Origin of the sequence: Pseudomonas parasichuanensis (assembly GCF_021601385.1) — a bacterium.
Lineage (GTDB): Bacteria > Pseudomonadota > Gammaproteobacteria > Pseudomonadales > Pseudomonadaceae > Aquipseudomonas > Aquipseudomonas parasichuanensis.
On sequence record NZ_BQHO01000013.1, the window covers coordinates 1 to 21,925 of the forward strand.

General features: G+C 63.5%; 23 protein-coding genes. 11 read left to right on the top strand and 12 right to left on the bottom strand.

Going from position 1 to position 21,925, the window contains the following annotated elements; translation table 11 throughout:
• Nucleotides 1–450 precede the first annotated feature (450 nt).
• On the bottom strand, nt 451–1,650 hold the full coding sequence (tyrS, locus tag L6D77_RS12420; protein ID WP_232883847.1) for a tyrosine--tRNA ligase: 1,200 nt from the start codon (nt 1,648–1,650) through the stop codon (nt 451–453).
• Between the two features lie 213 nt (nt 1,651–1,863).
• On the opposite strand from tyrS, the gene L6D77_RS12425 reads away from it, so the two are divergent.
• A complete protein-coding gene (locus L6D77_RS12425) occupies nt 1,864–3,291 on the top strand; it encodes a peptidoglycan DD-metalloendopeptidase family protein (protein ID WP_232883846.1) in 1,428 nt (475 codons plus the stop codon).
• Between the two features lie 4 nt (nt 3,292–3,295).
• The gene (locus L6D77_RS12430; RefSeq protein ID WP_232883845.1) at nt 3,296–4,387 is read left to right on the top strand and encodes an anhydro-N-acetylmuramic acid kinase; all 1,092 of its coding nucleotides are present in this window, start codon (nt 3,296–3,298) and stop codon (nt 4,385–4,387) included.
• Nucleotides 4,388–4,447: 60 nt separating this feature from the next.
• Here the strand turns inward: L6D77_RS12430 and erpA are convergent, their stop codons facing one another.
• Together erpA and argC are read right to left on the bottom strand one after the other, a co-directional pair.
• Nucleotides 4,448–4,798: an iron-sulfur cluster insertion protein ErpA gene (gene erpA / locus L6D77_RS12435; protein ID WP_125462372.1), complete on the bottom strand. Its 351-nt coding sequence runs from the start codon at nt 4,796–4,798 to the stop codon at nt 4,448–4,450.
• A gap of 145 nt (nt 4,799–4,943) precedes the next feature.
• Nucleotides 4,944–5,978 carry an N-acetyl-gamma-glutamyl-phosphate reductase gene (gene argC / locus L6D77_RS12440; protein ID WP_232883844.1) on the bottom strand — a complete coding sequence of 345 codons (1,035 nt, stop codon included), beginning with the start codon at nt 5,976–5,978 and terminating at the stop codon, nt 4,944–4,946.
• Nucleotides 5,979–6,118: 140 nt separating this feature from the next.
• On the opposite strand from argC, the gene hemJ reads away from it, so the two are divergent.
• The 7 genes from hemJ (at nt 6,119) to L6D77_RS12475 (ending at nt 10,963) form a co-directional block, all read left to right on the top strand.
• Nucleotides 6,119–6,544 (top strand): protoporphyrinogen oxidase HemJ, encoded by a 426-nt coding sequence (gene hemJ, locus L6D77_RS12445; RefSeq protein WP_110994259.1) that lies wholly within the window; start codon nt 6,119–6,121, stop codon nt 6,542–6,544.
• A gap of 30 nt (nt 6,545–6,574) precedes the next feature.
• Nucleotides 6,575–7,531, top strand: coding sequence for an NAD(P)H-dependent flavin oxidoreductase (locus L6D77_RS12450; protein ID WP_232883843.1), 957 nt, complete (start codon nt 6,575–6,577; stop codon nt 7,529–7,531).
• Between the two features lie 51 nt (nt 7,532–7,582).
• The gene (locus L6D77_RS12455) at nt 7,583–8,359 is read left to right on the top strand and encodes an SDR family NAD(P)-dependent oxidoreductase (protein WP_232883842.1); all 777 of its coding nucleotides are present in this window, start codon (nt 7,583–7,585) and stop codon (nt 8,357–8,359) included.
• Between the two features lie 64 nt (nt 8,360–8,423).
• Entirely contained in the window at nt 8,424–8,762 is a 339-nt protein-coding gene (locus L6D77_RS12460) for a histidine triad nucleotide-binding protein (protein ID WP_232883841.1), read from the top strand.
• A gap of 65 nt (nt 8,763–8,827) precedes the next feature.
• Nucleotides 8,828–9,475, top strand: coding sequence for a 2-polyprenyl-3-methyl-6-methoxy-1,4-benzoquinone monooxygenase (gene coq7, locus L6D77_RS12465; RefSeq protein ID WP_110994262.1), 648 nt, complete (start codon nt 8,828–8,830; stop codon nt 9,473–9,475).
• A gap of 10 nt (nt 9,476–9,485) precedes the next feature.
• Nucleotides 9,486–10,523, top strand: a complete 1,038-nt coding sequence (locus L6D77_RS12470; RefSeq protein ID WP_232883840.1) for a DUF2157 domain-containing protein — start codon at nt 9,486–9,488, stop codon at nt 10,521–10,523.
• 74 nt (nt 10,524–10,597) lie between these two features.
• Nucleotides 10,598–10,963 carry a hypothetical protein gene (locus tag L6D77_RS12475; protein WP_232883839.1) on the top strand — a complete coding sequence of 122 codons (366 nt, stop codon included), beginning with the start codon at nt 10,598–10,600 and terminating at the stop codon, nt 10,961–10,963.
• 20 nt (nt 10,964–10,983) lie between these two features.
• On the opposite strand, the gene L6D77_RS12480 is transcribed toward L6D77_RS12475, so the two are convergent.
• Nucleotides 10,984–11,406, bottom strand: coding sequence for an OsmC family protein (locus tag L6D77_RS12480; protein ID WP_004376171.1), 423 nt, complete (start codon nt 11,404–11,406; stop codon nt 10,984–10,986).
• 190 nt (nt 11,407–11,596) lie between these two features.
• Here L6D77_RS12480 and crp point away from each other — a divergent pair, with 190 nt between their 5' ends.
• Nucleotides 11,597–12,241: a cAMP-activated global transcriptional regulator CRP gene (gene crp / locus L6D77_RS12485; protein WP_232883838.1), complete on the top strand. Its 645-nt coding sequence runs from the start codon at nt 11,597–11,599 to the stop codon at nt 12,239–12,241.
• Here the strand turns inward: crp and L6D77_RS12490 are convergent.
• The 4 genes from L6D77_RS12490 to L6D77_RS12505 form a co-directional block, all read right to left on the bottom strand.
• Nucleotides 12,238–12,942 carry a lipoate--protein ligase family protein gene (locus tag L6D77_RS12490; protein ID WP_232883837.1) on the bottom strand — a complete coding sequence of 235 codons (705 nt, stop codon included), beginning with the start codon at nt 12,940–12,942 and terminating at the stop codon, nt 12,238–12,240. The two genes, crp and L6D77_RS12490, sit on opposite strands and share 4 nt — an antisense overlap.
• Nucleotides 12,943–13,027: 85 nt before the next feature.
• Complete coding sequence (trpC, locus tag L6D77_RS12495) at nt 13,028–13,861, bottom strand: indole-3-glycerol phosphate synthase TrpC (protein ID WP_232883836.1); 834 nt, start codon at nt 13,859–13,861, stop codon at nt 13,028–13,030.
• Nucleotides 13,858–14,907 (bottom strand): anthranilate phosphoribosyltransferase, encoded by a 1,050-nt coding sequence (gene trpD / locus L6D77_RS12500; protein WP_232883835.1) that lies wholly within the window; start codon nt 14,905–14,907, stop codon nt 13,858–13,860. Before trpD ends, trpC begins: the two co-directional genes overlap by 4 nt.
• Nucleotides 14,908–14,916: 9 nt before the next feature.
• On the bottom strand, nt 14,917–15,510 hold the full coding sequence (locus tag L6D77_RS12505; RefSeq protein WP_125857222.1) for an aminodeoxychorismate/anthranilate synthase component II: 594 nt from the start codon (nt 15,508–15,510) through the stop codon (nt 14,917–14,919).
• A 369-nt stretch (nt 15,511–15,879) separates the two neighbouring features.
• Between L6D77_RS12505 and estP the strand changes: the two genes are divergently transcribed.
• Nucleotides 15,880–17,769 (top strand): esterase EstP, encoded by a 1,890-nt coding sequence (estP, locus tag L6D77_RS12510; protein WP_232883834.1) that lies wholly within the window; start codon nt 15,880–15,882, stop codon nt 17,767–17,769.
• Between the two features lie 66 nt (nt 17,770–17,835).
• Here the strand turns inward: estP and trpE are convergent, their stop codons facing one another.
• The 4 genes from trpE to L6D77_RS12530 form a co-directional block, all read right to left on the bottom strand.
• Nucleotides 17,836–19,317 (bottom strand): anthranilate synthase component I, encoded by a 1,482-nt coding sequence (gene trpE / locus L6D77_RS12515; protein ID WP_232883833.1) that lies wholly within the window; start codon nt 19,315–19,317, stop codon nt 17,836–17,838.
• A 70-nt stretch (nt 19,318–19,387) separates the two neighbouring features.
• On the bottom strand, nt 19,388–20,206 hold the full coding sequence (locus L6D77_RS12520; RefSeq protein WP_232883832.1) for a phosphoglycolate phosphatase: 819 nt from the start codon (nt 20,204–20,206) through the stop codon (nt 19,388–19,390).
• Entirely contained in the window at nt 20,203–20,877 is a 675-nt protein-coding gene (rpe, locus tag L6D77_RS12525; protein ID WP_232883831.1) for a ribulose-phosphate 3-epimerase, read from the bottom strand. The genes L6D77_RS12520 and rpe overlap by 4 nt, the downstream gene beginning before the upstream one ends.
• A gap of 220 nt (nt 20,878–21,097) precedes the next feature.
• Nucleotides 21,098–21,925: an ABC transporter permease gene (locus tag L6D77_RS12530; protein WP_232883830.1), complete on the bottom strand. Its 828-nt coding sequence runs from the start codon at nt 21,923–21,925 to the stop codon at nt 21,098–21,100.

Here is a 21,925-nt window from a genome sequence, read left to right on the forward strand (position 1 = left end):
CAAGCACCCACACGAATTGCTTGATTCAATTTGTTAAAGAGCGTTTGGTTAAGAGCCTTTCGTCTCAACCGAGGCGCGCATTCTACGCTTTCCTCATTTGCTGTCAAGCGTTTATTTTGAAGTTTTTCCGAGAAATTCGTTTAGCTTCAACCGCTTAACTCGCTGCGATCTCTCGTAGCGGGAGGCGAATCATACAGCGTTACAACCTGCTGTCAACCACCTTTTTCACCGCTGCCGATCGTGAGACCGAAACGCTTCCGGATCTTTCGAATCGCTTAACTCGTTGAATCTCAAGGAATTTTGCGTTCCGTTGTCGCTGGAAGTGGGGCGCATTATAAGGGGATCTGAAACCCCGTCAACCTTTAATTTCACAAAACCTAAATACGACCGAAAACAAAGCGGGGAGGCCTGTCGGCCTCCCCGCTTCTATATAGCTATGCCGCCAGGTGATCACTCAGCCTTGAGGGTAACCCGAGCAAAGGCCTTCTTGCCCGCCTGGCACACGTGAGTGGCGCCCAGTACAAACATGAAATCACGCTCAACCACCGCACCATCAACCTTCACGGCGCCAGCACTGAGCAGATCCCGCGCCTGCGCCGAGTTTTTCACCAGCCCCGCCCGGTTCAATACAGCAGCAATCGGCAAGTCTTCAGCCGCAGCAACTTCGATTTCAGGCAGGTCTTCAGGCAGTTCGCCTTCCTTCATCCGGTTACCCGCCGCACGGTGAGCGTTGGCAGCAGCCTCTTCACCATGGAAACGCGCAACGATTTCCTCCGCCAGCTTGATCTTGATGTCACGCGGATTCGCGCCCTGCGCAACATCCGCACGGAACTGATCGATCTCCGCCATGGAGCGGAAGCTGAGCAGCTCGAAGTAACGCCACATCAAGGTGTCCGGGATCGACACGAGCTTGCTGAACATCACGCCCGGCGCTTCCTGGATGCCGACATAGTTGCCCAGCGACTTGGACATCTTCTTCACGCCGTCGAGCCCTTCGAGCAGCGGCATGGTGACGATGTTCTGTGCCTCCTGCCCATAGGCGCGCTGCAGCTCACGCCCCATCAGCAGGTTGAACTTCTGGTCCGTGCCACCCAGCTCGACGTCCGCCTTCAACGCCACAGAGTCGTAACCCTGCACCAGCGGGTAGAGGAACTCATGGATCGCGATCGGCTGATTGCTGCTGTAACGCTTGTCGAAGTCGTCACGCTCGAGCATGCGCGCGACCGTGTACTGCGAGGCCAGGCGAATGAAATCGGCCGGCGTGAGCGTGTCCATCCAGGTGGAGTTGAACGCAACCTCGGTCTTGGCCGGGTCAAGAATCTTGAACACCTGCTGCTTATAGGTCTCGGCGTTATCCAGCACCTGTTCGCGCGTAAGCGGCGGGCGAGTGGCGCTCTTGCCGCTCGGGTCACCGATCATGCCGGTGAAGTCACCAATCAGGAAGATGACCTGGTGGCCCAACTCCTGGAACTGGCGCAGCTTGTTGATCAGCACCGTGTGGCCCAGGTGCAGGTCAGGCGCGGTAGGGTCGAAGCCCGCCTTGATACGCAGCGGTTGGCCGCGCTTGAGCTTCTCCACCAGTTCCGACTCGACCAGTACCTCTTCCGCACCGCGCTTGATTAGCGCCAGCTGCTCTTCAACAGACTTCATAGACAGACCCGCAAGGCTCAGATTCAAGGGGAGCCAACCATACAAGATCGGCCATCAAATACAAGTTTCGCAACGGAATGTGACCCGAACGACGCAGCGCAACGTCTACGCGCCCTTGCGCGAGAATGGATTTGGTTATATTTTATACAGTTATTTCATCTTCATCATGTCATTCATCTTTTCCACTTCATCATTTTCAAAGTCACCTCACCTATGACCAACGAAACGCCTAAAGCGCCCCCGCTTTATCCGAAAAGCCATCTGTTGGCCGCCAGCGGCATCGCTGCTCTACTCAGCCTGGCATTGCTGGTATTCCCTTCCAGCGAAGTCGAAGCCAAGAAAACTACGCTCACCCTGGAGCTGGAAAGCCCGGCCGAGCAGCTGAAGGAAGAGTCCCGCGTCGCGCCACTGGTGCAATCCGAACAACAGACCGACTCCCCCTTCGCCCAGATCGAAGGCGATGAGGCGGACACCGCCCAAGCCAAGCCCGAAGGCAAGCCGGAGCCCGCTCCTGTCGCCAAACAGGAAGACAAGGCCCCCGGCCACCGCGAGGTAGTCGTTGCCCGCGGCGACACGCTGTCCACACTGTTCAACAAGGTCGGCCTCCCGGCCAACGCGGTCCACGACCTGCTGGCCAGCAACAAACAAGCCAAGCAGTTCAGCCAGCTCAAGCATGGCCAGGTGTTGCAGTTCGAGCTGGACAAGGACGGCCAACTGACCAGCCTGCACAGCAAGGTCAGCAACCTCGAAACCATCCGTCTGACCCGTACCGACAAGGGCTACAGCTTCGATCGCGAGGTCAGCAAGCCGGTCATGCGCACCGCTTACGCCCATGGCGTGATCAAGAGTTCACTTTCGGCCTCGGCGCAGCGCGCAGGCCTGTCCCACAGCATGACCATGGACATGGCGCGCATCCTCGGCTACGACATCGACTTCGCTCAGGACATCCGCCCAGGCGACGAATTCGACGTGGTCTACGAGCAGAAGATGATGGACGGCAAGGTGGTCGGCACCGGCAACATCCTCTCGGCCCGCTTCACCAACCGCGGCAAGACCTACACCGCCGTGCGCTACACCAACAAGCAGGGCAACACCAACTATTACACCGCCGACGGCAACAGCCTGCGCAAGGCGTTCATCCGCACGCCGGTGGACTTCGCCCGCATCAGCTCGCGCTTTTCCGCTGGCCGCAAGCACCCGATCCTGAACAAGATCCGCGCCCACAAAGGTGTCGACTACGCCGCCCCGCGCGGCACACCGATCAAGGCTGCCGGCGATGGCCGTATCGAGCTGGCCGGGCGCCGTGGCGGCTATGGCAACACCGTGATCATTGCCCACGGTAATTCCTACAAGACGCTGTATGGCCACATGCAGGGCTTCGCCAAGGGCATCAAGACCGGCAGCAGCGTGAAACAGGGCCAGGTCATCGGCTACATCGGCACTACCGGCCTGTCGACCGGCCCGCACCTGCACTACGAGTTCCAGGTCAACGGCGTGCACGTCGACCCGCTGAGCCAGAAGGTGCCAATGGCCGACCCGATCGCCAAGGCTGAGCGCGCGCGCTTCAACCAGCAGAGCCAACCCCTGATCGCCCGTATGGATCAGGAAAAGGCCACCCTGCTCGCCGCCAACAAGCGCTGACCACATGGCGCTCTATCTTGGCGTGATGTCCGGGACCAGCCTGGATGGCCTGGACATCGCCCTGATCGAACAACGCGAGCAGCTTCGGCTGCTCGCCACCCACTACATTCCCATGCCCACCGACCTGCGCCAGCAGCTGCTTGGCCTCTGCGCCAGCGGCCCGGACGAGATCGCCCGGGCGGCACTGGCGGAGAACCACTGGGCCACTCTCGCCGCCGAAGGGGCCAAGCACCTGCTGGACAAGCAAGGCCTGCAGCCCGAGGCCATCCGCGCCATCGGCAGCCATGGGCAGACCATTCGCCACGAACCTGCCCGTGGTTTCACAGTACAGATTGGCAACCCGGCGCTACTGGCCGAGCTCACCGGTGTCTGCGTGGTCGGTGACTTCAGGCGCCGCGACGTGGCGGCGGGCGGCCAGGGCGCGCCGCTGGTGCCGGCCTTCCATGAAGCGCTGTTCGGCCATCTGGGCCAGCGGCTGGCGGTTCTCAATGTAGGCGGCTTCAGCAACCTCAGCCTGATCGAAAAGGACAGGCCAGTGCATGGCTTCGACTGCGGGCCGGGCAACGTGCTGCTGGATGCCTGGATCGAGCGCAAGCGTGGCCAGGTCTTTGATGCCGATGGTGCCTGGGCGGCCAGTGGAGCGGTGCAGCACGACTTGCTCAATGCACTGCTGAGCGACCCGTTCTTCGCTGGCAGCGGCCCGAAAAGCACGGGCCGCGAGGTCTTCAACCTGCCTTGGCTCGACACCCATCTCGCCAAGCTGCCCCGCTACCGCGACGAAGATGTGCAGGCCACACTGCTGGAGCTGACTGCACGCAGCATCATCGACTCGCTAGGCCAGGCCCAACAGGGCACAGAAGCATTACTGGTGTGCGGTGGCGGTGCGCGCAACGGCGCGCTGATGGCCCGCCTGGCGCAGCTGCTACCGGGTGCCCAGGTGTCCAGCACTGCGGCGCACGGCGTCGATCCGGACTGGGTCGAAGCCATGGCCTTTGCCTGGCTGGCCCATTGCTGCCTGGAACGCATCCCTGCCAACCGGCCCAGCGTCACCGCCGCGAAGGGCCTGCGCGTCCTCGGCGCCATCTACCCCGCGTAATCAGCCTGCACAATGCAAAACGCCGCGCAAATGCGCGGCGTTTTCTTTATAGCCCTTGGATCAGATAGAGAACGACGAACCACAACCACAAGTGGTGCTGGCGTTCGGGTTCTTGATCACGAAGCGCGAACCTTCCAGGCCTTCCTGGTAGTCCACTTCGGCGCCCGCCAGGTACTGGAAGCTCATCGGATCGACCACCAGGGCGACACCTTCACGCTCGACGATGGTGTCATCCTCGGCAACGTCTTCATCGAAGGTGAAGCCGTACTGGAAGCCCGAGCAACCACCGCCCGTCACGAAAACGCGTAGCTTCAGACGCTCGTTGCCCTCTTCGCTGACCAGGGTCTTCACCTTGTGTGCAGCCCCTGGGGTGAACTCCAAAGCCGTGGGGGTGAAGGTTTCGACGCTCATGCTGATTCTCCCGGCGCAGTGCCGCCATAAAACTCGATGGCGCGTATTATCCGCTTGTCCGAGAAAATCGGTCAACAATTGTGCTGCTTTAGTCGCCCCCATGAAAAAGGCCCGCACATGGCGGGCCCAGGACAACAATGCAGGCTTACGGCAGCAGGCCGGCGTGGGACAGGCCCATGCGCTCGTCCAGGCCGAACAGGATGTTCAGGTTCTGCACCGCCTGGCCCGACGCGCCCTTGACCAGGTTGTCGATCACCGACAGCACCACCACCAGGTCGCCACCCTGCGGCCGGTGCACGGCGATACGGCAGACGTTGGCACCGCGCACGCTACGGGTTTCCGGGTGGCTGCCGGCCGGCATCACGTCGACGAACGGTTCGTTGGCGTAGCGCTTTTCGAACAGCGCCTGCAGGTCGACCGACGTATCAACCACATTGGCGTACAGGGTCGCGTGAATGCCGCGGATCATCGGGGTCAGGTGGGGCACGAAGGTCAGGCCGATGTCCTTGCCCGCCGCGAGGCGCAGGCCTTGGCTGATTTCCGGCAGGTGACGGTGCCCTTTGACCGCATAGGCCTTCATGCTTTCGCCGGCCTCACAGAACAGCGAACCTACCGCGGCACCACGGCCTGCTCCACTGACGCCCGACTTGCAGTCGGCGATCAGCCGCGAAGGGTCGGCCAGGCCAGCTTCCAGCAACGGCAGGAAGCCCAGCTGGGTGGCAGTCGGATAGCAACCCGGCACGGCGATCAGGCGCGCCTGGCGGATCTTCTCGCGGTTCACTTCAGGCAGGCCGTAGACCGCGTCCTTGAGCAGTTCAGGCGCGCCGTGCGGCTGCCCGTACCACTTGCCCCACTCCACGGCGTCCTGCAGGCGGAAGTCGGCGGACAGGTCGATGACCTTGGTGCCTGCCGCCAGCAGCTCGCCGGCCAGGGCGTGGGCGACACCGTGCGGGGTGGCGAAGAACACCACATCACAGGCGCCCAGCGCCTTGCTGTCCGGCACGCTGAAACTCAGCCCGTCGTAGTGGCCACGCAGGTTGGGGTACATGTCGGCAACCGCCACGCCCGCTTCGGAGCGCGAAGTAATGACCGCCACTTCGGCCTGAGGATGCTGCGCCAGCAGACGCAGCAGTTCGACACCGGTGTAACCCGTGCCGCCGACGATACCGACCTTGATCATAACGCTTGCCCCTTATCAACGAGCCCACTGGAAAGCGCACGATAATAGGGGCCCGGCAGGCCTGTAACAACTATTCCCATGACCCTTCGGCGCTTGCCCACTACTATTCGCACGACCGTGAAAACCTGAAGGAACCGCACATGCTCTATCTATGGATCAAGGCGCTGCACATCGTCAGCGTGGTTTGCTGGTTCGCCGGCCTGTTCTACCTGCCACGCCTGTTCGTCTACCACGCCCAGAGCCAGGACAGCATCAGCCTCGACCGCTTCATCACCATGGAGCGCAAGCTGTACCGGGGCATCATGAACCCGGCAATGATCGCCACCTATGTGTTCGGCGGCTGGATGCTCTACCTCAACCCCGGCTGGCTGAGCCAGGGCTGGCTGCACGCCAAGTTGACCCTGGTGGTGCTGCTGACCGCCTACCATCATATCTGCGGCGCCCAGCGCAAACGCTTCGCCGCCGGCACCAACACCCGCAGCCACGTCTACTACCGCTGGTTCAACGAAGCACCGGTACTGATCCTGCTGGGGATCGTAATTCTGGTGGTGGTCAAACCGTTCTGACGATAACCCGCCCTGCACAGGAGTTTCGCCATGTCCCTGCCCGCCTTGCTGCAACAGCGGCTGCGCCTGCCACTGGTGGCCGCGCCGATGTTCCTGATCTCCAACCCGCAACTGGTACTGGCCTGCTGCGCCAATGGCGTGGTGGGCAGCTTCCCTGCGCTCAACCAACGCGACAGCGCAGGCTTCAAGGCCTGGCTGGAGGAGATCGAGGCGGGCCTGACACAGCTGCAGGCGCCAGCACCCTATGCGGTCAACCTGATCGTCCATCCGAGCATTCCACGCCTGCAGGCCGACCTGGCCCTGTGCGTCGAGCATCGCGTACCCATCGTCATCACCAGCCTTGGCGCGGTGAAAGAGGTGGTGGATGCCGTGCACAGCTATGGCGGCCTGGTGTTCCATGACGTGACCACCCGGCGCCATGCGCAGAAAGCGGCCGAAGCGGGCGTAGATGGGCTGATCGCCGTGGCCGCCGGCGCGGGTGGCCATGCAGGGACCTGGAGCCCGTTCGCCCTGGTCGCCGAGATCCGCCAGTTCTTCGACAAGACCCTGCTGCTGGCAGGCTGCCTCAACCACGGCCACGAATTGCTCGCGGCGCAAATGCTGGGGGCAGACCTGGGCTACATGGGCACACGCTTCATCGCCACCCGTGAGAGCCGAGCACAGGAGGCCTATAAACAGATGATCCTCGGCGCCACTGCTGCCGATATCATTCACACCCCTGCGGTCTCCGGCATCCCGGCCAGCTTTCTGCGGCAAAGCCTGGAGCAGGCCGGCTACGACCTGGCGGCGCTCACCAGCAGCCATGAGACCGGCAAGCTCAAGCCGCTGGACGAGGAAGCCAAGGCCTGGAAGACGGTCTGGTCCGCAGGCCAGGGCGTCGGCGAGATCAACGACCTGCCCGGCGCCGCCGAACTAATCGAACGCCTGCACAGCGAATACCAAGGCGCCCTCGAGCGTGCCCAACAGCTACGCAGCAACGTCTTGTAGCAAAACAACCAGCCTGTACACTAGCCGCCCCTTACGCCCCAGGAGCCTTGCATGACCCGTTACGCCATGATTACCGGCGCTTCCACTGGCCTGGGCCTGGCCCTGGCGGAAGCCCTGGCGCGGCGCGGGCGCAACCTGATCCTGGTGGCACGCCAGCGCGAGACGCTGGAGCCGGTGGCCATCGAACTGACCCAACGTTTTGGCGTGGAGGTGTTGTTCCGCGCCTGCGACCTCAGCCAGCCCCTGCGCCTGTCGGGGTTCGTGCTTGAACTGGAGGAAGGCGAGCGGCGCATCGACCTGCTGGTCAACTGCGCAGGCCAACGCACCTACGGGCCCTTCCTTGCCCATGAATGGGCCGACGAGCAGGACCTGCTGGAGGTCAATATCCTGGCCATGAGCCGCCTGTGCCATGCCATCGGCAACCTGATGGCCGTGCAGGGTGGCGGGCAGATCCTCAACGTTGCGGGCCTGGCCGGGGTCGCGCCCGGCCCTTGGATGGCCGCCTACGCCGCCAGCAAGGCCTATGTACTGAACTTCAGTGAAGCCTTGCGCGAAGAGCTCGGGCGTACCGGGATCAAAGTCTCGGTGCTGTGCCCCGGCCCGGTTCGCTCGGCGCGCCGGCGCATCCCCCGCCTCGACGACAGCAGCCCAAGCCCCGAGGAGATCGCGCTGTACACCGTACGCGCGCTGGACAAGAACCGCGCGCGGATCATCCCCGGCCGCCGCAACCGCTGGCTGGCCTTCGCCCCGCGCCTGCTGCCGCGCTGGGTGACGCGCAAGCTGGCTGGCATGATCCACCGCCGCTACCGCCCGGTAGGCATGGAATAAGCACTGGGCGAGTGGCAGCGGGCTCAGTACACTCGGCCCGGACACTCACCATGGAGCATGTGCTGTGGACGATCTATTCCTCAAAATCATCAACCGGGAAATCCCGGCGGATATCATCTACGAAGATGACCAGGTCCTCGCCTTCAAGGACATTCACCCTGCGGCGCCGGTCCACTTCCTGGTCATCCCGAAAAAACACATCCGCACCCTCAACGACCTGACCGAAGAAGACAAAGCCCTGGCCGGCCACATCCTCTTCACCGCCCAGCGCCTGGCCGTCGAGCAAGGCTGCGAGGAAGGCTTCCGCGTGGTCATGAACTGCAACCCCAAAGGCGGCCAGACCGTCTACCACATCCATATGCACGTGCTTGGCCAGCGCCAGATGCACTGGCCGCCGGGCTGATCCAGGGCAAGCCCCCTCCAGCCGATTGCGGTAAACTGTCGGGCACACTCTAGTGGAGGTGCCCGATGGCTACCGAACGTCATTACTCACCGCTCGACCGCTTGTTGCTGCAGGCCGATACCGCCATGCGCACCCTGCTCCCCTTCAGCGGCCAACCTTCGCGCCCGTCACCGGCGATCATCCAGCCCGACGCCGAACTCGACGAACAGCAGAGCCGCCACGTCGCCGGCCTGATGCGCATCAACCACACCGGTGAAGTCTGCGCCCAGGCGCTCTACCAGGGCCAGGCACTGACCGCCAAGCTGCCCCAGGTGCGCAAGGCCATGGAGCACGCAGCAGAAGAAGAAATCGACCACCTGGCCTGGTGCGAGCAGCGCATCCGCCAGCTCAACAGCCACCCCAGCGTACTCAACCCATTGTTCTACGGCATGTCCTTCGGCATTGGCGCGCTCGCCGGCCTGGTCAGCGACAAGGTCAGCCTGGGTTTCGTCGCCGCCACCGAGCATCAGGTGTGCAAGCATCTGGACGAGCACCTTGAGCAGATCCCCGAAAGCGATGGTAAGTCCCGCGCCATCCTCGAACAGATGCGCGTCGACGAAGAGCACCACGCCGAATCCGCGCTGGAAGCTGGCGGCTATCGCTTCCCGGCGCCCATCCGTTTCGGCATGAGCCTGATGGCCAAGGTCATGACCAAGAGCACCTACCGAATCTGAGGCACAGCGCATGGAACGCTTCGACGCCAAGGACCTGGCACGCGCGGTAGACGCTGGCGTACTGCAACCGGGCCAGGACCAGGCACTGCTGGACTTCCTCCGCCAGCAGCCGCAGAGCCGTGGTAGCTTCCAGCTGGCCCACGTCGCCTTCTACTTCGGCGCCCTGTTGATCATGGGCGCGATGGGCTGGCTGCTTACCGAAGCCTGGATGCGCATCGGCGATAGCGCTCTTTTGGCCATCGCCCTGCTCTACATCGCCGCACTCACCCTGTTCGCCCTGTCACTGCAACGCCGTGGTCAGCCCATTGCTGCCGGCGTGCTGGCGGCCGTTGCGGTGAGTATCGTGCCGCTGGCGGTATTCGCCGTGGAACGGCTGGTGGGCTGGTGGCCGTTGGACGATGCCCAGGGCGAGTATCACCAGTACTACACCTATGTGCAGGGTGGCTGGCTGGCCATGGAAGCCGCAACCGTGGTGGCCGGCCTGCTGATGCTGCGCCTGGTGCCCTTCCCGTTCATCGTCATGCCGATCGCCTTGGCGCTGTGGTTCATGTCCATGGACTTGACGGAATGGGTGTATGGCGATGTGTTCAGCTGGGAGCAGCGACGTACGGTATCGGTGTGGTTCGGCCTGGCCGTGCTGGTGGTGTTTGTCGGCGTCGATGGCCGTACCCGCCAGGACTACGCTGGCTGGGGCTATCTGGCCGGCCTGCTGGCGTTCTGGGGCGGGCTGACGTCGATGGACAGCGCCAGCGAACTGGGCAAGGCACTGTATTGCCTGATCAACCTGGGGTTGATGGGGCTGGCCGTGTTGCTGCGCAGGCCGGTGTTCATGGTGTTCGGGGCGATGGGCGTGGCGGCTTATCTCGGCTATCTGTCCTACGAGGTATTTGCCGACTCGCTGCTGTTCCCGCTGGTGGTCACCCTGATCGGCCTTGGCGTTATCGGCCTGGGCCTGCTGTACCAGAAACAACGTGAAGCCTTGAGTGCACAGCTGCGGGCAAGGCTACCCGCCAGCCTGTTGCGGCTGCTGCCGGCGCTGCGCCGTTGAAGTATCGATTGATCACGGCTCGGTTGCTGCAAAGCCTCGGGCTGATACCGGTTGCGTATGCATTTGTCTGCCTGATGACAGCGACCATCAGGCAAACCGCTTTCAGCCTGGAACTGCCCGACCTCGGCGAGCCCGACAGCCACAGCGTGTTTGAAATGCTGCTATTCACAGTGCCTGGGCTGCTGCTGTTCCTGCTGCTGTTCCTGCTGCTGGCCTGCAACTGCCGCAAGCGTCGTACACTCATCGCCCTGTTCGGGTTGGCTTCGGTGGTCACGGCACTGCTGCAGTGCATGTTGTTTGCCCAATGCTTCGGCAGCACCTGGAGCACCAGCGAAATACTTGGGCTACTGCTGTTCAACAGCCCATCGCTGCTGCTCGCCCTCGGCCCGGGCGTTGTCTGGCTGCTGGCCGCTGAGCGACTGAACCGGCAAGGCGCCTGATTGCCAGGCGCCATCGCCCTTCAACCGAGTTCGACAATCTCGTAACCGTGGGTAATCTCGACACCAGCACGCTCGAGCATGATCGATGCCGAGCAGTACTTCTCGGCCGACAGCTCCACTGCGCGCTTGACCTGTGCCTCTTTCAGCCCGCGCCCCTTGACCACGAAGTTCATGTGGATCTTGGTGAACACCTTGGGGTCTTCACTGGCGCGCTCGGCTTCCAGGAAGGCTTCGCAGCTCTCCACCGCCTGGCGCGACTTCTTCAGGATGCTGACCACGTCGAAGCTGCTGCAGCCGCCCAGCCCCAACAGCAGCATTTCCATCGGGCGCACGCCAAGGTTGCGGCCTCCGGCTTCAGGCGGGCCGTCCATGACCACGACATGGCCACTCCCCGACTCGCCGAGGAACATCGCTTCACCCGCCCACTGGATGCGTGCCTTCATCTATCCGGACTCCCGATCTCGTAAAAGGGTGCCAGCTTAGACCTTGTGACGCTGTCGGAAAAGCTCAAGGCGCAGTGCTTTAATGCCGATACAAGGGGATGTGTCTGATAAGCTGGCGCCAAATGACTGGCACATCGCGCCAGACAGCCTCAATAAAAAGCCAACGCCTCCCATCGAACAGGATTTCGTGATGGTTTCTTCAGCCCTTGCGCCCAAGATCAAGAACATCGAAAAGCTGCTGGTGCACTGCCAGCGCCGTCGCTATGCCGCCAAAAGCAACATCATCTGCGCGGGCGACCGGGCCGAGACCCTCTCGTTCATCATCAAGGGCTCGGTGACCATCCTGATCGAGGACGACGACGGCCACGAGATGATCATCGCCTACCTCAACAACGGCGACTTCTTTGGCGAACTGGGCTTGTTCGAACCCGTCGGCCAGGAGCATCAGCGTAGCGCCTGGGTGCGAGCCAAGACCGAATGCGAAGTGGCCGAGATCAGCTACGACAAATTCCGCGAACTGGGCCGCCAGGACCCGGAGATCCTCTACGCCCTCGGCGCTCAGATGGCCCAGCGGCTGCGCAACACCACCCGCAAGGTCGGTGACCTGGCCTTTTTCGACGTCACCGGCCGCGTCGCCCGATGCCTGCTCGATCTGTGCAAGCAGCCAGACGCCATGACCCACCCCGACGGCATGCAGATCAAGATCACCCGCCAGGAGATCGGGCGCATCGTCGGGTGTTCGCGGGAAATGGTCGGCCGCGTCCTCAAGGATCTCGAAGAACGCAGCCTGGTGCAGGTGAAAGGCAAGACCATGGTGGTCTACGGCACCCGCTAGTCCTTGGGCAGCCCTGCGATAACCTCGGCATAGGCCTGGGAAAGGCGCTCGAACCAGGGCGCCTGGGGCGCCACTTCATGCAGGGCGATATGGCTGTCGGCCCGGCAACGCTGTTCAAGCTCGCAACATTCATTGAAACGATTGACCGCTGCCACCATCGATTCGCGTTCGTTGTCCAGCAACAGTGCGCCGTGCACCAGCACCACCGGGCGCTTACCGCCCAGGCCCTGGCGCCAGCGCTGGGCTGTGCCGACCAGTTTGCGGCCGTTCAGGTTGACGTTGTAGCGGCCATCGCAGAACGCACCATCGATTTCCCCCACCGACGCTACCCCGCCCCACTCGCGCAGGACATCGCACAGTGGCAGGCACAGCCGCTCGTAGGCATTCTCGATGCGCCCGTGATCGCCTTCGCTGCGCGGTGCCACATAGACCAGCGCCACGTTCACGGTTGAATGCGATTGCGGCACAGGTTCACCACCCGTTTCGCGCAGCAGTACCGGCCAGCCGGCGATTGCCAACTCAGCGCAGGCAGCTTCGAAATTTTCCAGGCGGCTCATTCGGCGTGGCATCACCAGGGCGTGATCGGTGGGGCGCCAGAACAGCACGCCAGCGTCACGCTCGCCACGGCATACGGCGGCCAACAGTTCCTGTTCGGCGTGCAGGCCCTGCTCGACAGTGAGGGCCAGGGGGTGATCGGTCATTGATCCACCTATGTTGTTGTCTTTACCCGCGAAAGGGCCATTGCAGGCACATAAAAAAGCCGGCAAAAACGCCGGCTTCATTTGCTCAGTCCAGTTGCTGAACAGTCTTCTTGACCTGGTCAGGGAAGAACAACCGCTGCAGTTCCAGCCCCGGCTGCTCGGCGCGCATGAACGCCTCGCCGACCAGGAACGAATACACCTCGTTGATGGCCATCAGCTCGACATCGGCCCGGTTGAGAATGCCGCTCTCGGTGATGGCCAGGCGATCGCGGGGGATGCGTGGCAGCAAGTCGAGGGTGGTCTCCAGGCTGACTTCGAAGGTGTGCAAGTTGCGGTTGTTGACGCCGACCAACGGGGTATCGAGGGTCTTCAGCGCACGCTCCAGCTCATCGCCATCGTGCACTTCGACCAGCACGTCGAGGCCGACGTCCTTGGCCGTGGCGGCCAGCTCGGCCATCTTCACGTCATCCAGCGCCGACACGATCAACAGCACGCAGTCGGCACCCAAGGCGCGGGCTTCGACGATCTGGTACGGGTCGACCATGAAGTCCTTGCGGATCACCGGCAGCGACACGGCGGCGCGGGCCTGCTTCAGGTACTCGTCGGCGCCCTGGAAGTAATCCACGTCGGTCAGTACCGACAGGCAGGTCGCCCCGCCTTTTTCGTAGCTGACCGCGATGTCGGCCGGCACGAAGTCCTCGCGAATCACACCCTTGCTTGGCGAGGCCTTCTTGATCTCGGCGATCACCGCCGGCTGCTTGCGCTTGGCCTGCTCGATCAGGGCATGGGCGAAGCCACGCGGGGCGTCAGCCGCCTTGGCCATACGCTCCAGTTCGGCGAGGCTGACCCGCGCACTGCGCTCGGCCACTTCCTGGAACTTGCGGGCGATGATCCGCTCCAGCACCGTCGGCACGCTCATGCTTCGTTCTCCACTTTGAATACCGCGGTAAAGGCGCCCAGCTCCTGCAGCTTTTCCCAGGCCAGCCCGGTGTGCAGCACGTCGTGGGCCAGCTCCACGCCCTGGGCCAGGGTCATGGCGTGATCGGCGGCGTACAGCGCCGCACCGGCATTGAGCACGATCATTTCGGCGGCCTTCTGGCCGTTCTCGGTCTTGCGCCGGCCCAATGCGTCACGGATCAGCTCCAGCGACGCCTGCGGACCATCGACTGCCAGGCCGTGGAGGCTCTGGCTCTTCATGCCGAGGTCTTCGGGCTCGACCCAATACTCGGTGATCTGGTCATTCTTCAGTTCGGCAACGAAGGTAGGCGCCGCCAGGCTGAACTCGTCCAGGCCATCCTTCGAGTGCACCACCAGCACATGCTTGCTGCCCAGGCGCTGCAGCACTTCGGCCAGCGGGCGGCACAAGGCCTGGTTGAACACGCCGACCACCTGATGCTTCACCCCGGCCGGATTCGTAAGCGGGCCGAGCATGTTGAACAGGGTACGCAGCCCCAGCTCGCGACGCGGGCCGGCGGCATACTTCATGGCCTTGTGATGGCTCTGGGCGAACATGAAGCCGATCCCCAGGCTGTCGATGCAGCGGGCGACCTGCACCGGAGTCAGGTTCAGGTAGATGCCTGCGGCCTCCAGCAGATCGGCGCTGCCGCTCTTGCCGGACACCGCGCGGTTGCCGTGCTTGGCCACCGGGCAACCGGCGGCCGCAAGGACGAACGACGACGCGGTGGAAACGTTGAAGATGTTGGCGCCATCACCGCCGGTGCCGACGATGTCGACCACGCCGTCGAGGCTCTTGAGCTCGACCTTGTCGGCCAGCTCGCGCATTACCGACACCGCACCGACGATCTCGTCGATGCTTTCGCTCTTCATGCGCATGCCCATCAGGAAGGCGCCGATCTGCGCCTCGCTGCACTGGCCGGTCATGATCTGGCGCATGACCTCGCGCATTTCCTCGGTGCTCAGGTCCAGGTGGCCGACGATACGGCTCAACGCAGTCTTGATATCCATGATCGATCCTTAACGGCGGCCGCCGGTCTGCTTGAGGAAGTTGGCGAACAGCTCGTGGCCCTGCTCGGTGAGGATCGACTCGGGGTGGAACTGCACCCCTTCGATGTTCAGTGTCTTGTGGCGCAGGCCCATGATCTCGTCGACCGAGCCATCGGCGTGGGCGGTCCAGGCGGTTACTTCCAGGCAATCGGGCAGCGTCTCGCGCTTGACCACCAGTGAGTGGTAGCGGGTAACGGTCAGCGGGTTGTTGAGGCTGGCGAACACGCCCAGGTCACGGTGCACCACCGGGCTGGTCTTGCCATGCATCACCTGGCGGGCACGTACCACGTCACCGCCGAAGGCCTGGCCGATCGACTGGTGGCCAAGGCAAACCCCCAGAATCGGCAGCTTGCCGGCAAAGTGCAGGATGGCCTCGATGGACACACCGGCTTCGCTCGGGGTACAGGGGCCGGGGGAAACCACGATGCGCTCGGGGTTGAGGGCTTCGATCTGGGCGATGGTCATCTCGTCATTGCGGATGACCTTGACCTCGGCACCCAGCTCGCCGAGGTACTGCACGACGTTGTAGGTGAAGGAGTCGTAGTTGTCGATCATCAGTAACATCTGGAACGAACCTCTTGAATACTGACTTTTGATTCGAGCCTTCCGCTGCCAACCATGGGCGCGGGTGGTCCCGCACGAGGCGAGAGTTGCAACGAAAGGGAGAGAAGCAAGCGGGCCGGGTGAACCGGCAGGGGAAAAGTCAGGCGCGCCAACGCCAACGGGCGTGGGCCTTGATTACGCGCATCAAGAGTTTGCTGACGATCAACACAGGGTAGGTCTCGTTCATACGTCCCGGCACAGTAGCCTACCGGCGCGATGGGCGCAATACGCCTGTAAATACGGGGTAACGAATGGAGCGGCCAGCAAAGACCCTGTATCTGCTAGGGTCATGCGGCTGGTCCTTATAAAAACAAAGAAAAGGATATCTACATGTTCAAAGCAGCGTCCTTGCGCGCAACCTTCGCCGTACTGGCCATCGCCGGTGGTCAAGCCATGGCCTCCCCCTCGCCCTACTCATCACTCATCGTCTTCGGCGACAGCCTCAGCGACGCCGGGCAGTTTCCCGACCTGACTGGCGCCAGCGCAGGCATGCGCTTCACCAACCGCGACGCCAATGGCGACTTCGCGCCCGTTTCACCGATGCTGCTCGGTGGCCGGCTGGGCGTCTCGGCCACCGACCTCAACCCCTCCACTTCCCTGGGGATTCGCCCTGACGGCAACAACTGGGCGGTCGGTGGCTACACCACGCAACAGATCCTGGACTCGATCACCGGCACCTCGCGGCTGGTCATCCCCCCCGGAAATCCCGGCGCAGGCACGGTACTGCGCGAACGCCCCGGCTACCTGGCCAACGGCCTGCGGGCCGCCCCCAACGCCCTCTACTACCTGACCGGCGGCGGTAACGACTTCCTCCAGGGCCTGGTCAACAGCCCTACCGACGCCGCAGCCGCCGGTGCGCGGCTTGCGGCAAGCGCCCAGGCGCTGCAACAAGGCGGTGCGCGGTACATCATGGTCTGGCTGTTGCCAGACCTGGGGCAAACACCCAACTTCAGTGGCACCCCCCAACAGGGCCCACTGTCACAGCTCTCCAGCGTGTTCAACCAGGCATTGGTCAGCCAGCTGGGTCAGGTCGACGCCGAAATCATCCCGCTGAATGTCCCCGTCCTGTTGCGCGAGGCCCTCGCCAGCCCGGCGCAGTTCGGCCTGGCCACCGATCAGAACCTGGTCGGCACCTGCTACAGCGGTAACGGCTGCGTGGGCAACCCGGTGTACGGTCTGAACGGCACTCAGCCGGACCCTGAGCGCCTGCTGTTCAACGACGCCGTGCACCCCACCATCGTCGGCCAGCGACTGATCGCCGACTACGCCTATTCCATCCTCGCCGCGCCCTGGGAGTTGACCCTGCTGCCAGAAATCGCCCACGCCAGCATTCGTGCGCACCAGGACGAGCTGCGCAACCAGTGGCAAACACCCTGGCAGGCCGTCGGCCAATGGCAGGCGTTTGTCGCTACCGGCGCACAGAACCTGGACTTCGACAGCCAACACAGCATCGCCAGCGCAGATGGGCGCGGCTACAACCTCACCCTCGGTGGCAGCTATCGACTCGACGACGCCTGGCGCCTGGGCCTGGCGGCGGGGGTCTACCGCCAGAAGCTGGAAGCCGGCCAACAGGATTCGCAGTACAAACTCGACAGCTACCTGGCCAGCGCCTTCGCCCAGTACCGCCGGGACCGCTGGTGGGCAGATGCCGCCATCACCGCCGGCCACCTGGATTACCACGACCTCAAGCGTACATTCGCCCTGGGCGTGAACGATCGCAGCGAAAAAGGCGACACCGATGGCCAGGCGTGGGCAGTCAGCGGCCGGCTTGGCTACAACCTTGCGAATGAAGGCAGCCGCTGGCAACTGGCACCTTTCATCAGCGCCGATTATGCGCGGGCGAAGGTCGATGGCTACAACGAAAAAAGCGGCCGTTCGACCGCGCTCGGCTTCGACGACCAGGAACGCACCTCGCGACGCCTGGGCGCGGGGCTGCTGGGGAGCGTTGAAGTGCTGCCGACGACCACAGTGTTCGCCGAGTTGGCCAGGGAGCATGAGTTCGAGGATGACCAGCAAGACCTGACGATGAAGCTGACCACGCTGGCGAACAACGACTTCACCCTCACCGGGTATACCCCGGACAGCAACCTGACCCGCGCCAGCCTGGGGGTTAGCCATGAGCTGGTGGCAGGGATAAACCTCAGAGGGCATTACAACTGGCGTAAAAGCGATGACCAAACGCAGCAGGGGGTGAGCGTGGCGCTCAGCGTCGACTTCTAAGGCTGCGCTGTTCGCGGGGCAAGCGCGCTCCCACGGCTGGGAGAGCGCTTGCCCCACGAACACGGGTCAAGCTTTGGGCTGCTGCTCAGCCAATGCCACCGCGCGGAACATTGCGCGGCGCTTGTTGATGGTTTCTTCCCACTCCAGTACTGGCACCGAGTCGGCGACGATGCCGCCACCAGCCTGCACATGCAGCTCGCCGTCCTTGATTACCGCAGTGCGGATGGCAATGGCGGTATCCATGTTGCCGTTCCAGGCGAAATAGCCGACGGCGCCGCCGTAGACGCCGCGCTTGACCGGTTCCAGTTCGTCGATGATCTCCATGGCACGGATCTTCGGTGCCCCCGACAGGGTGCCCGCCGGCAGGATCGCCCGCAGCGCGTCCATTGCCGTCAGCCCTTCGGCCAGCTGGCCGGTGACATTGGAGACGATGTGCATCACGTTCGAATAGCGCTCGATCACCATCTTCTCGGTCAGGCGCACGCTGCCGGTGGCCGACACACGGCCCACGTCGTTGCGGCCGAGGTCGATCAGCATCAGGTGTTCGGCGATTTCCTTGGCATCCGACAGCAGGTCGTCTTCCAGGGCGCGGTCGGCCTCTTCGGTGGCGCCGCGCGGGCGGGTACCGGCGATCGGGCGCACGGTGACCAGGTTGTCCTCGACCCTCACCAGTACTTCCGGCGAGCTGCCAACTACATGGAAGTCGCCGAAGTTGAAGAAGTACATATAGGGCGTCGGATTGAAGCAGCGCAGGGCACGGTACAAGTCGATCGGCGCAGCCTTGAAATCGATGGACATGCGCTGCGACGGCACCACCTGCATGCAGTCGCCGGCGAGGATGTACTCCTTGACAGTGTCCACCGCGCGCTCGTAGTCACCCTGGGTGAAACTGGAGCGGAAAGCCGGCTCGGCCGCCATTGGGCCACCAAGATCGAGGCCGCGGCGCGGGGTGATTGGCTGACGGAGCTTTTCCAGCAGGCCTTCAAGACGGGCCTGGCCTTGCTCGAAGGCCTGCTCGTCGCTGGGGTCGACCAACACGATGGCGTGCATCTTGCCCGCCAGGTTGTCGAACACCACCACGGCGTCGGAGACCATCAGCAGGATGTCCGGCACCCCCAGCGGGTCCGGGTTCGGGCAGGCGCCCAGGCGTTTTTCCACGTAGCGCACGCAGTCGTAGCCGAAGTAGCCGACCAGGCCGCCGTTGAAGCGCGGCAGGCCCGGAATGTCGGCCACCTTGTAGCGATCCTTGAAGGTCTCGACGAAGGCCAGCGGGTCTTCGACGTCATGGCTTTCCACTTCCACGCCATCCTGCTGGATGCTCACGTGGTAGCCATGCACACGCATGACGGTGCGCGACGGCAGGCCGATCATCGAGTAACGGCCCCATTTCTCGCCGCCCTGCACGGATTCGAGCAGGTACGAGTTGGGCTGGTCGGCCAGTTTGAGGTAGATCGACAGGGGGGTATCGAAGTCGGCCAGGGTTTCACGGGCCAGGGGGATGCGGTTATAGCCGGCAGCAGCCAGGCGCAGGAATTCTTCGCGGGTCATGTGTAGCCTCGTGGCAAGCAGCAATGGGGTCAGGCAAGCGGACGGGCCGGCAGGCGCCGGCGGGCATACGTCAGGCGCGCCAGCGCCAGCGGGCCAGGGCCTTGATGACTTTCATCCAGAATTTGCCAGTAACCACCACGTCGTCGTCTCTGCTGTGCGGGGCTTGAAGGTCCGCCAACGTTATCCCAGTGTCGGTGACTAAGCAACCGGGCAGCAGCAGGCGCAGGTCGCTGAGCACAAGGCTGGGGGATTCCTCGTCGATGGGCCGGCCATGGTTGTAGCCATAGGTCAGGCCGACGCACTGCACCCCGGCCGCCTTCGCCGCCAGCACGTCGCTGCGCGAATCACCGACGAACAGCGACTGCGCAGGCTCGACGCCGGCCATCTTCATCACGAACAGCAGTGCCGCCGGGTCGGGCTTCTTCTGCGGCAGGGTGTCGCCGCCGATGATCCAGCGGAAGTAACGGCCGATCTTCATCTGGTCGAGCAAGGGGGCAACGAAGCGCTCGGGCTTGTTGGTGATCAGCGCCATCTCCACGCCCTGTTTGCTCAGCCAGCGCAGGGTGTCGCGCACACCGGGGTAGACCACGGTCAGTTCATGGCTGTCGGCATAGGCCTCCATGAACAGCGCCAGCGCGCGCTCGGCCAGCGCATCGTCCACGCTGTCGTGGTCCAGGCCACCGGCCAGTGCCCGGCGCACCAGCACCTGGGCGCCGTTGCCCACCCAGTGGCGCACGGCGTCGAGCCCGGCGGGCTCGCGCCCGAGTTCGAGCAGCATGCGGTCGACGGCTGCGGCCAGGTCGGGGACCGAGTCGATCAGGGTGCCATCCAGATCGAACATCACCAGCCTGGGCAGCGTCCCCGGGAACAGCTGCTCGAAGCCGCTCATGCGCGTGCCAGCGCCATTTCGGCACGCATCTTGGCGATCACTTCCTGGTAGTCCGGGGCGTTGAAGATCGCCGAACCGGCAACGAAGGTGTCGGCGCCAGCCGCGGCGATTTCGCGGATGTTGTTGACGTTGACGCCGCCGTCGATTTCCAGGCGGATATCACGGCCGCTGGCATCGATCAGCGCACGGGCTTCACGCAGCTTGTCGAGGGTGCCGGGGATGAACTTCTGCCCGCCGAAGCCTGGGTTGACGCTCATCAGCAGGACCATGTCGACCTTGTCCATCACGTACTTCAGCGCATCCAGGCTGGTGGCCGGGTTGAACACCAGGCCGGCCTTGCAGCCGCCGTCGCGAATCAGCTGCAGCGAGCGGTCGATGTGCTGGGAGGCTTCCGGGTGGAAGGTGATGTAGGTGGCGCCGGCTTCGATGAAGTCGCCGATGATGCGGTCGACCGGGCTCACCATCAGGTGCACGTCGATCGGCGCGGTCACACCGTACTTGCGCAGCGCGGTGCAGACCATCGGGCCGATGGTCAGGTTGGGGACGTAGTGGTTGTCCATGACATCGAAGTGGACGATGTCGGCCCCGGCGGCCAGAACCTTGTCGACGTCCTCGCCCAGGCGGGCGAAATCGGCGGAAAGAATGGAGGGGGCAATAGCGTAGGGCTGCATGGCGCACCTGTTGGGCAGAATCACGGTGGCGCGCATTGTAACCCAGGGAAGCGGATCGGGGCTGATTGGTGTCAATCGGTGTCGACCACTGCACCTTCGATCGCCTTACCGGCCCTTTCGCGGGCAAGCCCGCTCCCACAGGATCACCAATGCCTTCGAGGCTGCGCTGTACCTGTGGGAGCGGGCTTGCCCGCGAAGGGGCCGGTACGGGCAATCAACATCAGCCCGGTTGCTGGGTCCTCAACTTCTCGCTGCGCCCGCGCAGCCACTCCAGGGTCAGCAGCAGCACCACCGAGAACGCGATCAGCAAAGTCGCCGCCGCCGCAATGGTCGGGCTGAGGTTCTCGCGAATGCCGCTGAACATCTGCCGCGGCAGGGTGGCCTGCTCCGGCCCGGCAAGGAACAGCGTGACCACCACTTCATCGAACGAGGTGGCAAAGGCGAACAGCGCCCCGGAGATAACCCCCGGCGCAATCAGCGGCAAGGTCACCCGACGGAAGGTCAACAATGGCGATGCGCCCAGACTGGCGGCGGCACGTACCAGGTTGTAGTTGAAGCCCTGCAGTGTGGCCGACACGGTGATGATCACGAACGGCACACCCAGCACCGCATGCACCAGGATCAGCGAAATGAAGCTGTTGCCCAGCCCCAGTGGGGCAAAGAACAGGTAACTCGCCACACCGATGATCACCACCGGTACCACCATGGGCGAGATCACCAGCGCCATCACCAGCGATTTGCCGGGGAAGTCGCCGCGGGTCAGGCCGATCGACGCCAGGGTGCCGAACACCATGGCCAGTACCGTCGCCGCGGGGGCGACGATGATGCTGTTCTTCAGCGAGCGCATCCACTCGGCCGAGGCGAAGAAGTCCTGGTACCAGTGCAGCGAGAAGCCCTGCAACGGGTACACCAGGAAACTCCCGCTGTTGAACGACAGCGGCACGATCACCAGCACCGGCAGCACCAGGAACAGCAGCACCAGCCCGCAGAGAATGCGCAAGGTGTAGAACCACACCCGCTCCACGGGCGACATGTAGGGGCTCAGCAT

What these genes read in the sequence shown, in the direction of transcription:
- L6D77_RS12530 (WP_232883830.1), bottom strand. Translation starts at nt 21,925, where the DNA reads ATGCTGAGCCCCTACATGTCGCCCGTGGAGCGGGTGTGGTTCTACACC.
- rpe (WP_232883831.1), bottom strand. Translation starts at nt 20,877, where the DNA reads ATGCAGCCCTACGCTATTGCCCCCTCCATTCTTTCCGCCGATTTCGCC.
- L6D77_RS12490 (WP_232883837.1), bottom strand. Translation starts at nt 12,942, where the DNA reads ATGACCGATCACCCCCTGGCCCTCACTGTCGAGCAGGGCCTGCACGCC.
- L6D77_RS12480 (WP_004376171.1), bottom strand. Translation starts at nt 11,406, where the DNA reads ATGAAGGCACGCATCCAGTGGGCGGGTGAAGCGATGTTCCTCGGCGAG.
- argC (WP_232883844.1), bottom strand. Translation starts at nt 5,978, where the DNA reads ATGATCAAGGTCGGTATCGTCGGCGGCACGGGTTACACCGGTGTCGAA.
- L6D77_RS12455 (WP_232883842.1), top strand. Translation starts at nt 7,583, where the DNA reads ATGACCCGTTACGCCATGATTACCGGCGCTTCCACTGGCCTGGGCCTG.
- coq7 (WP_110994262.1), top strand. Translation starts at nt 8,828, where the DNA reads ATGGCTACCGAACGTCATTACTCACCGCTCGACCGCTTGTTGCTGCAG.
- L6D77_RS12425 (WP_232883846.1), top strand. Translation starts at nt 1,864, where the DNA reads ATGACCAACGAAACGCCTAAAGCGCCCCCGCTTTATCCGAAAAGCCAT.
- L6D77_RS12520 (WP_232883832.1), bottom strand. Translation starts at nt 20,206, where the DNA reads ATGAGCGGCTTCGAGCAGCTGTTCCCGGGGACGCTGCCCAGGCTGGTG.
- trpC (WP_232883836.1), bottom strand. Translation starts at nt 13,861, where the DNA reads ATGAGCGTGCCGACGGTGCTGGAGCGGATCATCGCCCGCAAGTTCCAG.
- trpD (WP_232883835.1), bottom strand. Translation starts at nt 14,907, where the DNA reads ATGGATATCAAGACTGCGTTGAGCCGTATCGTCGGCCACCTGGACCTG.
- trpE (WP_232883833.1), bottom strand. Translation starts at nt 19,317, where the DNA reads ATGACCCGCGAAGAATTCCTGCGCCTGGCTGCTGCCGGCTATAACCGC.
- estP (WP_232883834.1), top strand. Translation starts at nt 15,880, where the DNA reads ATGTTCAAAGCAGCGTCCTTGCGCGCAACCTTCGCCGTACTGGCCATC.
- tyrS (WP_232883847.1), bottom strand. Translation starts at nt 1,650, where the DNA reads ATGAAGTCTGTTGAAGAGCAGCTGGCGCTAATCAAGCGCGGTGCGGAA.
- L6D77_RS12475 (WP_232883839.1), top strand. Translation starts at nt 10,598, where the DNA reads ATGACAGCGACCATCAGGCAAACCGCTTTCAGCCTGGAACTGCCCGAC.
- erpA (WP_125462372.1), bottom strand. Translation starts at nt 4,798, where the DNA reads ATGAGCGTCGAAACCTTCACCCCCACGGCTTTGGAGTTCACCCCAGGG.
- L6D77_RS12505 (WP_125857222.1), bottom strand. Translation starts at nt 15,510, where the DNA reads ATGTTACTGATGATCGACAACTACGACTCCTTCACCTACAACGTCGTG.
- L6D77_RS12470 (WP_232883840.1), top strand. Translation starts at nt 9,486, where the DNA reads ATGGAACGCTTCGACGCCAAGGACCTGGCACGCGCGGTAGACGCTGGC.
- hemJ (WP_110994259.1), top strand. Translation starts at nt 6,119, where the DNA reads ATGCTCTATCTATGGATCAAGGCGCTGCACATCGTCAGCGTGGTTTGC.
- L6D77_RS12430 (WP_232883845.1), top strand. Translation starts at nt 3,296, where the DNA reads ATGGCGCTCTATCTTGGCGTGATGTCCGGGACCAGCCTGGATGGCCTG.
- L6D77_RS12450 (WP_232883843.1), top strand. Translation starts at nt 6,575, where the DNA reads ATGTCCCTGCCCGCCTTGCTGCAACAGCGGCTGCGCCTGCCACTGGTG.
- crp (WP_232883838.1), top strand. Translation starts at nt 11,597, where the DNA reads ATGGTTTCTTCAGCCCTTGCGCCCAAGATCAAGAACATCGAAAAGCTG.